Annotated in this window: 9 protein-coding genes and 1 tRNA gene; 1 reads left to right on the plus strand and 9 read right to left on the minus strand. The window is 39.6% G+C overall.

All coding sequences use genetic code 11. The features are described from left to right. Positions 1–46 precede the first annotated feature (46 nt). A complete protein-coding gene (locus tag KCTC52924_RS02090) occupies positions 47–1,618 on the plus strand; it encodes a phage tail sheath C-terminal domain-containing protein (protein WP_251808988.1) in 1,572 nt (523 codons plus the stop codon). An 872-nt stretch (positions 1,619–2,490) separates the two neighbouring features. On the opposite strand, the gene KCTC52924_RS02095 is transcribed toward KCTC52924_RS02090, so the two are convergent. From KCTC52924_RS02095 to murD, 9 genes are all read right to left on the minus strand, one after another. After that, a tRNA-Arg gene (locus KCTC52924_RS02095) sits at positions 2,491–2,564 on the minus strand. Between the two features lie 32 nt (positions 2,565–2,596). Then, positions 2,597–3,049, minus strand: a complete 453-nt coding sequence (locus tag KCTC52924_RS02100; protein WP_251808989.1) for a GatB/YqeY domain-containing protein — start codon at positions 3,047–3,049, stop codon at positions 2,597–2,599. A gap of 92 nt (positions 3,050–3,141) precedes the next feature. After that, on the minus strand, positions 3,142–5,067 hold the full coding sequence (gene ftsZ / locus KCTC52924_RS02105) for a cell division protein FtsZ (RefSeq protein WP_251808990.1): 1,926 nt from the start codon (positions 5,065–5,067) through the stop codon (positions 3,142–3,144). A 46-nt stretch (positions 5,068–5,113) separates the two neighbouring features. Then, on the minus strand, positions 5,114–6,445 hold the full coding sequence (gene ftsA, locus KCTC52924_RS02110; protein ID WP_251808991.1) for a cell division protein FtsA: 1,332 nt from the start codon (positions 6,443–6,445) through the stop codon (positions 5,114–5,116). A 3-nt stretch (positions 6,446–6,448) separates the two neighbouring features. Continuing rightward, on the minus strand, positions 6,449–7,168 hold the full coding sequence (locus KCTC52924_RS02115) for a cell division protein FtsQ/DivIB (RefSeq protein ID WP_251808992.1): 720 nt from the start codon (positions 7,166–7,168) through the stop codon (positions 6,449–6,451). Continuing rightward, a complete protein-coding gene (gene murC, locus KCTC52924_RS02120; protein WP_251808993.1) occupies positions 7,165–8,508 on the minus strand; it encodes a UDP-N-acetylmuramate--L-alanine ligase in 1,344 nt (447 codons plus the stop codon). Before murC ends, KCTC52924_RS02115 begins: the two co-directional genes overlap by 4 nt. 34 nt (positions 8,509–8,542) lie before the next feature. Continuing rightward, on the minus strand, positions 8,543–9,631 hold the full coding sequence (murG, locus tag KCTC52924_RS02125) for an undecaprenyldiphospho-muramoylpentapeptide beta-N-acetylglucosaminyltransferase (RefSeq protein ID WP_251808994.1): 1,089 nt from the start codon (positions 9,629–9,631) through the stop codon (positions 8,543–8,545). Next, positions 9,618–10,811: an FtsW/RodA/SpoVE family cell cycle protein gene (locus KCTC52924_RS02130; protein ID WP_251808995.1), complete on the minus strand. Its 1,194-nt coding sequence runs from the start codon at positions 10,809–10,811 to the stop codon at positions 9,618–9,620. Before KCTC52924_RS02130 ends, murG begins: the two co-directional genes overlap by 14 nt. A gap of 3 nt (positions 10,812–10,814) precedes the next feature. After that, on the minus strand, positions 10,815–12,149 hold the full coding sequence (murD, locus tag KCTC52924_RS02135; RefSeq protein ID WP_251808996.1) for a UDP-N-acetylmuramoyl-L-alanine--D-glutamate ligase: 1,335 nt from the start codon (positions 12,147–12,149) through the stop codon (positions 10,815–10,817). Position 12,150 lies beyond the last annotated feature (1 nt).

The raw sequence follows: 12,150 nt of genomic DNA on the forward strand, positions 1-12,150 counted from the left end.
TAACAGGTGCATCAAATAGATATCACATAACCTAAAATACTGTATTATGAATAAACGATTTGCACTTAGTTTTCTCCTTTTTTTTGTTTTTTCCTATCCCATCCTTTCCCAAGTAAATAATAAGGTGATTAAAGAAAAGGTCCAAAATGAGCATAGAATTCCTAAAAGGAATGTCATGAAAGCAAACAAAATACATGACATTAAGCGGGCAATCGATTTGGAAAGACCCGGCACTCCTGAAGTATACTCCCACGAAGTCCCGAGCTCTAACTATAAAATAGCTCAGGTAGAAACAGCTATTCCTGCCTTTATAGGATATACCGAAAAAGGTTCCATTAATCCCACAAAGATTAGTTCTATGGAAGATTATAGGAATAAATTTGGTGGTGCTTCCAATGAAGACATAGGAGAATTTTATATAAACAGTGACGGGACAATCACTTCCCCAAGTATATTGACCACCCCAAAATATAGGATGTATTATATGCTTGAACTGTTTTTTGCTAATGGAGGTGGCGATTGTTTTATAACCTCGGTAGGTCATTATGATACTGAAAATTCAATCAGAAATGAAAAAATGCTAAATGGACTCACATTACTTAATAATGAAGACCTACCTACTCTTATACTTTTTCCAGATGCTACAAGCTCTAAAAACATTGACGATCCGGCAGAACTTTATAAGGCAGCACTTGCGCAATGTGCCGAAAGAAAAGATCGATTTCTTATCTGTGATGTAGAGGAGTCTAATAATGATATTGCACAATCGGCTGAGAAATTTCGATTTTCTATTGGCACCGAAAACCTCAAATATGGCGCTGCTTACTTTCCATCCTTACATACCACGCTTAATTACAATTATTCTGAAGACATGATTCAAGTAAAACTAAAGAATAGTCATAAAATCTTCGTATTGAGGTATACTGAGGCATCAATATCAAGAGACTCAAATAAAACTGAGGAATCCTTGTATCATGCTGAAAATGGAAAATACAGGCAGCGATACCAAGAAATAAAACAGATCATAAATGCAAAAAATCTTGAATTACCTCCCAGTGCCGCCATTGCAGGGGTCTATGTTGAGTCAGATGCTTCGAGAGGGGTGTGGAAAGCACCGGTTAATGTTTCTTTGAACAAAGTAAAAGCGCTAAAACTTGAAATTGACAATAACGCACAAGCCTACCTTAATGTTGACAGCTCTGGAAAATCCATTAATGCTATTCGAAGTTTCAAAGGGAAAGGAATAATGGTGTGGGGAGCTCGCACTATGGCTGGCAATGATAACGACTGGAAATATATCCAGGCTAGTCGATTAGGGTTGACTATTAAAACATCGGTAAGGAATGCTTTGGAGCGTTTAGATAAATTGCCTAATGACGCCAATACTTGGAATATTGTAAAGACAATGACCACAAATTACCTACATAGTCTATGGCGAGAGGGTGCCTTAAACGGGACTAAACAAGAAGAAGCATATTATGTGAGGGTGGGTTTGGGAGAAACCATGATGGATCAGGATTTGGACGAAGGGAAGCTGATTCTGGAAATAGGCATAGCGACAACACGACCTGCGGAATTCTCTATCCTAAGAATCTCCCAAAACATGAGGAACAATTAATTAAAATGTAGTAGTATATTTTTAAGCTTTTTTATTCTGACTTTTTTTGGATCAAGCTCAAAAGTTGTGTGTGCATAAAATTGTTAGGTAGTTACAATTGAAAGATCTTTCTTGTTTTTACGAGTTTCAATACTTTTTCCATTGATGAAATGCTTAGCATTCATGAATTCCATTAAAAAACAATAGATAAGCATATGAATAAAAAAGTATTCAAAAAAATCTAGGCTGCTTTCTCCTTTATTGAAAGCTACTCGCCTGTCTTTCCTGATCCGTAGAGGACCGAGATGTGAATGCAACGATTTGCATTTACATCAAGGGGCCAGTTGGTGCGTTGGCCTTCGCAACGGCCGGCTCCTTAAAACAAAGGTACACCGTACCTTCGCTTTAAAGGCCCTGTTCGTTTTATTCATTGCTTGTTATTTTATAATAAGGTATTCATGAACCTCCTACGTCGGTTTCATCGGACAAGCAAAGAAATCGGAGATTCACGAAAACCGATAAAAAACAATAAAAATCACCTTGAGTAAAATGAAAGAACAATCAAATAAAAACACTGTTAAAGGTATTTGAAATGTAAAATTTGTATTTACACATAACTTGCATTTTATTTTGCATAAACACAACAATTAGTCATGATCCCTTTTTTTACTTTAAAATTTGTATTTAGAAAGGTCAATTTAAAAAAAAAGCGAGCTTATACTCCACGCTCAACCCTATTTAAGGAATAATGATACGAGGGATTGGCTCCGCATTTCCCTACAAAGCTCCGCTTTGAAAACCACAAAAAGGTATGCTGCGATTCACTTCAAAAAAGAAGCGAGCTTCATTTTTGAAGCTCGCTTGCACAACCACTTTTTTTTGTGGTTTATTCGTGACCCCGGAGGGATTCAAACCCCCAACCCTCAGAGCCGAAATCTGATGCGCTATTCAATTGCGCCACGGGGCCAATAATAGACCTAAATGATCGTATTAAATTTATTAACTACTTAATTTTGACTTTACTATATTGGAAATAGTCTTACCATCTGCCTTTCCAGCCAATTCCTTGGAAGCCATTCCCATTACTTTTCCCATATCCTTCATTCCTGAAGCTCCTTCTGCAACTATGATCTGTGCTACTATTTTTTCAATTTCTTCCTCGGACAATTGCTCCGGCAAAAATTTCTCAATAATAGCAGCCTGTGCCAACTCGGGTTCCGCCAAATCTTCACGTCCCTGTTCTGTATAGATTGCGGCGCTATCCTTACGCTGCTTAACAAGTCTTTGTACCAACTTCACCTCTTCTTCTTCGGAGAGCTCAGTTCCAGGTCCCGTCTCGGTCTGCGCAAGCAATATGGCCGATTTAATGGCACGTAACGATTCTAAGGCTAAGGTATCCTTAGCTCTCATTGCCACCTTCAAATCATCCATTAACCGTTGCTGTAATCCCATAGCTTATTTTTTCGCCCTGCGAAGATAAAAAATAAACCCGAAAATATATAGTATTTTCGGGTTTAAACTTTTTATTAAATATTGCGATTAATTTAATCTACATTGTCGTGCAAATAAGAGTTATTGGATCGCAATTGGATATCATCATTACTGTCTTCTCCCAAACTCATCCTAGACACCTTATTCTCCCTTGGATTATCGTTTAAGTTAATCCCCTGCCGCTTATAGGCTGGTTGTTTGGATATTTCCTCTAGATTGTTAAGGCTGTTCTGGAATTTATAATTAAAATCCTTCAATTTCCTCCGGCGCTCATCGGCACGCTCCTTTAAAAGAGACTCCAAAGGGGTGTTTATAGGGTCTATTTCCTCTGGCCGAGCTCTAACTGGTGCTGGGGCCTCCTCTTCAACTGTTTTTCTTCTAAAAACCAATTCTTCATCTACAGGAAGGGAATCAGATTTATCGGACTTGGATTTGGCTCCTGTAAGCTTGTCCTCCAGTTCCATGTAATCATCCAAACTGTAGCGTTTTTCCCCGTTTTTATTATATTCCAAAACTGGAACTACCTCTACGTGATCTCTCACCTTCATTTCCTTCACTTCTTCCTCTAGGTCGAAAGTAATGGTATGCTGTTCTTCCTCTTCCTCTACTGGCTTTTTAGCCAAGGGCATATCAAAACTAAATTCAAATTGATCTTCCGCAATTGCCTTATTAGGTACAACGGTCGGATCTACTACATCAATATCCCTTATTTCTTCTGTTGCATTGATAAAAATAAAATCATTATCAGCCGGTTCTGCGATCACCTCCTCATAAAACACATTGAAGTTTTTTATATAATTGGATGTCGGTATCAGATCCATATTGGATTTTTGTTGTACTTCTTCTTTTTTAACGGCCACAGGTTTAATCTCCTCTACTTCCTCGACCAACTGGTGAACAACCTGCTTTGAAGTCAGAACTTGTTCTGCTTTTTGTTCATCTTCTAACGTATGAATGATTTTCTTTGTTTCCGTATTTACAATATCATCCTGTTGATCTATATTAAAACCCGTTGCAATCACTGTTACAGCGATTGCCTCTCCTAGCCCTTCATCTTCACCAACACCCATAATGATGTTAGCCCCAAAGCCGGCTTCATTTTGTATATGATCGTTGATCTCTCCAATTTCGTCTATCGTAATTTCCTGAGAACCGGAAACAATAAGTAATAGCACATTTTTCGCCCCGGTAATCTTATTATCATTTAACAACGGCGAATCCAGTGCACTCATGATCGCCTCGTTGGCCCTTGAAGAACCTGAAGCGGTGGCAGAGCCCATAATAGCGGTACCACTATTGGACAGCACCGTTTTTGCATCGCGTAAATCGATGTTTTGGGTATAGTGATGGGTAATTACCTCAGCAATACCACGGGCAGCTGTGGCCAAGACCTCATCTGCTTTGGAAAAGCCGGCCTTAAACCCAAGATTACCATATACTTCCCTAAGTTTGTTATTATTGATGACAATTAAGGAATCTACATTGGCACGTAATTTCTCTATTCCCAACTGAGCTTGTTGGCAACGCATTTTACCTTCAAATAAAAACGGCATGGTGACGATCCCTACGGTAAGAACATCCATTTCCTTAGCCATCTTGGCAATAACAGGGGCAGCACCAGTACCTGTTCCCCCGCCCATACCGGCAGTAATGAATATCATTTTTGTAGTGGTATCCAACATGGCCTTTATTTCTTCCATGCTCTCTATAGCAGCCTGTTCACCTACCTCTGGGTTGGCACCAGCCCCCAATCCTTCGGTCAATGAAACCCCTAGCTGAATCTTATAGGGCACAGGGCTGTTATCCAAAGCCTGCGAATCCGTGTTGCAAATAATAAAATCTACCCCATTTATTCCGGCCTGGAACATGTGATTGATAGCATTACTACCTCCACCACCAACGCCAATGACCTTTATTACGTTACTTTGATTCTTGGGTAAATCAAAGGATATATTTTCAAATTCTGTGTTCTTGCTCATTTTTCTTAATTTACTGGTTTACTTTTCTTTGTCCTTACTCTATGCGTTATTCTGCATTATCCAAAAAATCTTTGAACCTTTCAAACCATTTATCAAAAATGGTACTTCGTTCCTTTTTTACAACAGGTTTTGTCTTGATGGGATTCTCCTGTTCCTTAGACTTGCTATCTGTACCCTCATTTGCTTCCTCTGTTTGCTGCTCTCTTATCACCTTCGGCTTGTTCTGCACCGAATTCATTAAAAGACCAACTGCGGTAGCATACAATGGGCTGGCAATTTCCTCATCAGAATCGCCCGCCAAATGCTCATTAGGATATCCAATTCTGGTATCCATACCGGTGATATACTCTACCAACTGCTTTAAATGCTTCAGCTGACTACCTCCACCAGTAAGTACAATTCCACCGATCAATTTTTTCTTTTGTTCCTCGTGCCCGTAATTTTTTATCTCTACATAAACCTGCTCCACAATCTCCACTACACGTGCGTGAATAATTTTTGAGAGATTTTTCAAGGTAATTTCCTTGGGCTCCCTACCCCTTAATCCGGGTATGGATACAATTTCATTATCCTTGTTCTCCCCCGGCCAAGCGGATCCAAATTTAATTTTTAATAGTTCAGCCTGTTTTTCTATAATAGAGCAACCTTCCTTTATATCTTCTGTAATTACATTACCGCCAAAAGGAATAACTGCCGTATGGCGAATAATTCCATCTTTAAATATTGCAAGGTCCGTGGTACCTCCACCTATATCAATCAAGGCCACTCCAGCTTCCTTTTCTTCCTGACTTAAAACCGCATTGGCAGATGCCAAGGGTTCCAACGTAATATTGGCCAAATTGAGGCCAGCACTTTTTATACATCTGCCCACGTTTCGAATAGAAGAAACTTGCCCAACCACTACGTGAAAATTAGCTTCTAACCTACCCCCGTACATTCCCATAGGCTGTTTTATCTCCGCCTGCCCATCTACCTTAAATTCTTGGGGCAGTACATGGATAATTTCTTCTCCAGGTAACATTACTAGCTTATATACTTGATTACAAAGCTTATCAACATCATCTTCGTTGATCACATCCTCCGATTTTGCCCTTGTGATATAATCACTATGCTGCAAACTCCTTATATGCTGACCAGCTATACCAACCACCACAGAACTGATTTTTAAGCCAGAATTGGCCTCGGCCTGATCCACGGCCTGCTGTATGGATTTTATAGTTTGTGTAATATTGTTCACTACCCCGCGGTGTACGCCCAAACTTTTAGACCTACCAATACCCAAAATCTCTATCTTGCCGTATTCATTCTCCTTTCCAATAATGGCCACAATTTTTGTGGTCCCTATATCCAACCCAACTGAATAATTACCTTCTTCCATAACTTAATTTTTGGTACACACTACCTGGTTGTTAAATGCTAAACTCACTGTATGATAATCGTTCAACGATTTATCCTTATACGCCTTTACATAAAAAGCCCTAAAATTGCTGAACTTTTTTTCCAAACCCTCCACACCTCCAAGATCAACCACAAAATTCTCCATCCTAAAATTTAGCAGGTATTTTTGCTCCCCGGTAATATGAACCCCTATAATATTCTTTTTCAGGAATTCGTCTGTATTGCTGTATGTTAAAATCCTATATACATCTTTTAGGGATGTATCATTTATATTTCCCGTAATCAATGGCACTCTGGCAGAGTGATGCCTAGAAAAAGGCATATGTTCCCCATCTTCATCTAAATAGTATTTTGCACTCCCTTCTACTCTTGCTATTGGCTTCCGCTGTGCAACCTTAGCAACAAGGTCCCCGTTTACCGTAAGGTAAACCTGAGCTTTTTTAACCATTTCATTGGCCTCGATCGCTTTTTCTATTGTATTCAAAACTATATTTTCTTTGGTCAAGTTTGTCAGGTCGCCATAACTTTGTATTAACAATTTATCAACCGTTTCTTGGGTCATATATAGGTTTTGATCCCCTACAAACTCTATTTGAACATTTCCAATCCTTTTTTGGCCATTCCTAGCATTTGAAAACGCATAAAGCCCCATTACAACCAGTAACAAGACTCCTATTTTTAGGAAATTTAGATTTAGCCTCATTGTAACTCTTTTTTAATTTTTTGCACTTCCAATCCTATATCACCTGCCCCAATGGTTACCAGCACCTCGGGGTTTTGAGATTTTATCTCCGCGATCAATCCACTCTTATCAATTAGCTTCTTATTTGCTCCTTCTATTTTATCTAGCAACCATTGGGAAGTAACTCCTTCAATTGGTTTTTCCCTGGCAGGGTAAATATCTAAAAGCAATACACTATCAAATTTGGATAGGCTAATAGCAAAATCCTCAATAAAATCTCTGGTCCTAGAAAATAAATGTGGCTGAAAGACCACTAACACCCTTTTACCGGGATGCATTTCTGAAACCGCTTGATATACTGCATCTATCTCTGTGGGATGATGGGCGTAATCATCTATATATGTAAATTTTTCCGTTTTGATCTGATATGAAAACCTTCTTTGCACCCCCTTGAAGGTGGCCAAGGCATCTGCTAATGAACCTAAAGGTGCCCCTGCTTGTGTTGCCATTGCAAAAGCTACCAATCCGTTCAACAAATTATGATGCCCAGGCTTATTGAATCGCACTTCCTTAACCGTTGAATCTGGGGTCCGAATATCGAAAAGATAACTACCCTTTTCTATTCTCAAATTAACAATACAATAATCCGAATCGTCCTCAATGCCATAAGTAATTCCTTCAAGAGGCAAACCGTTGCGCACAAACAACTTACCGTTAGGTTTTATCCTACCTACAAAATCCCTAAAGGATTTTTCCAATTCCTCCTTATTTCCATAGATGTCCAAATGATCCGCATCCATAGAAGTTATACAGGCAATTGTAGGGGACAGGCGGAGAAAAGAGCGATCAAACTCATCCGCTTCAACTACTGAATACGCCGTACCTTCGAGCAAAAAATTACTGTTAAAATCTTCCGATATACCTCCCAAAAAAGCAGTCAATGGCGTTCCAGTCTCTTTTAAAATATGTGCCAAAATACTGGAAGTAGTCGTTTTTCCATGGGTTCCGGCAACTGCAAAACAAAAGGTATCCTTTGTAATCATCCCCAACACCTCTGAACGTTTTTTTACCTGAAAGCCATTGTTGACAAAATAAATGTACTCTTGATGATCTGTAGGTACCGCAGGGGTATAAACCACAAGCGTTTTTTCTGGATCCAAATAATCCTTGGAAATCAAACCAAGATCATCCTGATAATGTACATCGATTCCGTGCGACATTAAGTCCTCGGTCAATGGAGTACTTGTTTTGTCGTATCCAGCCACAGCCTTCCCAATAAATTTAAAATATCTGGCAAGGGCAGACATACCTATGCCACCTATTCCAATAAAGTAGACGTTATGTATATCTTTTATATTCATTTTGCTCCTTATAGATCCCAACAATGAAATCCTATTATTTTAATAATTTCTCTATTTCGTTTACGATATCATTTGCTGCGTTGGGCATGGCTAATTTTTTAATATTATTCCCCAGCTCTTCCCTATATTCCTTGGATTCCACCAAACGGGAAAACACAGTATCAAATTCAGCCTCTAAATCCTTTTCTTTTATCAAGATTGCTGCATCTACTACGGCCAATGAATTGGCATTTTTTGTTTGATGATCTTCGGCAACATTCGGAGAAGGTATAAATACTACTGGCTTACCCACAATGCTCAATTCCGAAACAGCACCTGCCCCTGCCCTAGAGATAATAATACCTGCCGCGCTATAAGCAAGGTCCATCCTATTGATAAAGGAGAAGACCCTCACCGCTTCGCTTTCATGCTTTATATATTCATCATAGTACAACTTTCCACATTGCCATATCAGCTGAATCCCCATACTTTTAAATAGTGGCAATTTTTCCGCTATCAATTCATTTATCCGTCTTGCTCCCAAACTCCCGCCGAGAACCAAAACGATATTTTTACCTGGCTGAAGCTGAAAAAACGCTATCGCTTCGGACGCATCCGTCCCAATTGAAACTAGGTCACTCCTTACTGGGTTTCCAGTTTTCACTATTTTTTGAGCTGGAAAAAACGCTTCCATCCCGTCATAGGCCACACAAATTTTCCTGACCTTATTGGCAAGTAGCTTGTTGGTAATCCCAGCATAGGAATTCTGTTCCTGCAAGAGACAGGGAATCCCCTTCCCCGCAGCCACCCTCAACATTGGGCCACTGGCAAAACCACCAGTCCCCACCACTACATGGGGTCGAAACCTTTTTACTATTTCTGCTGCTTTCATCAAACTACTGATTACTTTAAAAGGAAACATTAAATTAGTCAGGCTCAGCTTCCGCTGTAAGCCACTAATCCATAGACCTTCAATTTTATATCCCGCCTGTGGCACTTTTTCCATTTCCATCCTATCTTTTGCTCCGACGAACAAAAACTCTGCATCCGGATAGCGAACCTTTAACTCATTGGCAATCGCGATTGCCGGATAAATATGTCCGCCCGTACCCCCACCAGAAAGAATAAATCTATAATTGTCCACTTAATATTTCTAAAGGGTTATCTGCATCTATTGCCTCGGATTCCTTAGGCGTATTTTTATTACTGGCACTAAGAATGATCCCAATTGCCAAACAGGTCATCCAACTAGAGGTTCCTCCACTACTTATCAATGGCAAGGTCTGTCCGGTTACCGGAAAAAGCTCCACCGCTACAGCCATATTAATCAAGGCTTGAAACACGATTGGGAGCCCTACTCCCAATACCAATAATTTCCCAAAAACAGTGGATGCACCATTGGACACGACCACAATTCTAAACAAGAGCAGCATATAAAAAAACATCAATACAAAGCCGCCTACCAAACCATATTCTTCCACGATAATGGCATAGATAAAATCTGAAGAGCTCTGTGGTAAACTATGTTTCATAACACTCTTTCCAGCACCATTACCCATAATACCACCTGTTGCAATGGCAATTTTCGCCTTTTCAATCTGATAATCGGCCTCAGTATCTTCGGGGTTAGTGAAATTTTCTATCCTACTTATCCAGGTATCCACACGGTTCGGGAACAGATCTGGTGCCGCCTTTGCAATAAGGATAAATAGCGTTAATCCCAAAATACCAGCTCCAACGATACCCAATAGATATTTAAAGGGGTATCCTCCTAGAAAACACAATAACAATACCATGGAAAAAATAATTGCTGCGGTGGAAAAATTTGCCGGTAAGATGAGTATAATCACCAAAAAAACAGGCAGCCACAGTGGCAATATGCTCTCCTTAAAAGTAATGGTCCGGTCCTTAATCTTGGTCAGGTACCGCGCCACATATATCATTAATACTACCGCTGCTAAGTTGGAAGTCTGAAAGGTAAATCCAACTATGGGGATTTGAATCCATCTACTGGCATTGGCCCCTTCTATCACATTTCCCTGTGCCATGGTGTACAGCAATAAAAGCAATACTATAGGCATGGCGATCAAGGACAAGCCTTTAAAAAAGTGGGTAGGTATCCGGTGGACTCCAAAAATTATTCCAAACCCCATAAGCAATAGGATAGCATGTTTTACCAAATATCCAATAGAGGTCCCGTTGCCCACCACATATACCAAATTACTACTGGCACTGTAGACCGGCAAAAAAGAAAATAAGGACAATAGGGCAACCACTGCCCAAATAGCCTTATCCCCATTAATATTTTTTAAGAGTCCCAGCACAGGTTATAATTTTTTTATTGCTTCTTTAAACTGATTTCCCCTATCCTCATAATTTTCAAACAAATCAAAACTGGCACAAGCAGGCGATAATAAAACCGTATCCCCTCGCTCGGCAATCTTATAGGCCACCTTTACAGCCTGCTCCATATCATAGGTTTCCACTATCAGGTCCACTACATTGCCAAAAACATCCTTTATCTTTGAATTATCTGTCCCCAAACATATAATCGCCTTTACTTTTTCGCGCACCAAAGACATCAACTGCTTGTAATCATTTCCCTTATCTACGCCTCCAACAATCCAAACAGTAGGACTTTTCATACTGTCCAGCGCATAATAAGCCGCATTTACATTGGTTGCCTTGGAATCGTTAATATATTGTACATGGTGAATTTTAAGCACCTTCTCCAACCTATGCTCTACTCCCTGAAAGTTCTCTATACTGCGACGTATAGTATCCTTTCGGATGCTGATTAATTTAGCCGCTGTGGAAGCTGCCATGGTATTCTTCAAGTTGTGCTTACCCTCCAAGGCTAAAGTTTCTGTACTCATCTCTATAGTGTTATTTTGTATTTTAATAATTATTTTTCCATTCTCGATAAACGCCCCTTCCGATAACTTTTTTTCTATGGAAAAGGGCAATAATTTTGATCTCACTGGGTTGGTCCTCAACCTCTCTACAATTACTTCATCATCTGCATCGTATATTAAATAATCTTCCTCCGTCTGATTCTTTGTTATATTGAATTTAGACGCTATATATTTTTCAAATTGGTAATCATACCTATCCAAATGGTCTGGAGTTATATTGGTAATGATTGCAATGTGCGGTCTAAATTGAACGATATCATCCAATTGAAAACTGCTTATCTCCAACACATAGTGGTCAAAGCTATTTTCGGCCACCATTTTAGCATAACTATCCCCAATGTTCCCCGCCATCCCCACATGCAATCCAGCTTCCTTTAAAACATGGTAAGCAAGCATGGTAGTCGTGGTTTTTCCATTACTACCCGTAATACCAATGATATTAGCGTTGGAATATCTAGAAGCAAACTCTATTTCCGAAACAACGGAAATACCTGCCTTCCTTATAGCAACAACCAATGGAATGGTCTCTGGAATACCTGGGCTCTTCATAACCAGATCTGCATTTAGAATCTTAGACTCCGTATGCTGCTGATCTTCCCAATTGATCTCAAAATGATTTAGAACGTTTTTATATTTTTCCTTGATGTTTCCCTTATCGGTAACAAAAACATCAAAGCCTTCTTTTTTTGCCAATATTGCGGTTCCTACACCGCTTTCTCCCCCACCTAATATCACCAACCTACCCATC

The sequence above is a fragment of the Arenibacter antarcticus genome, from assembly GCF_041320605.1.
Classification (GTDB): Bacteria; Bacteroidota; Bacteroidia; order Flavobacteriales; family Flavobacteriaceae; genus Arenibacter; species Arenibacter antarcticus.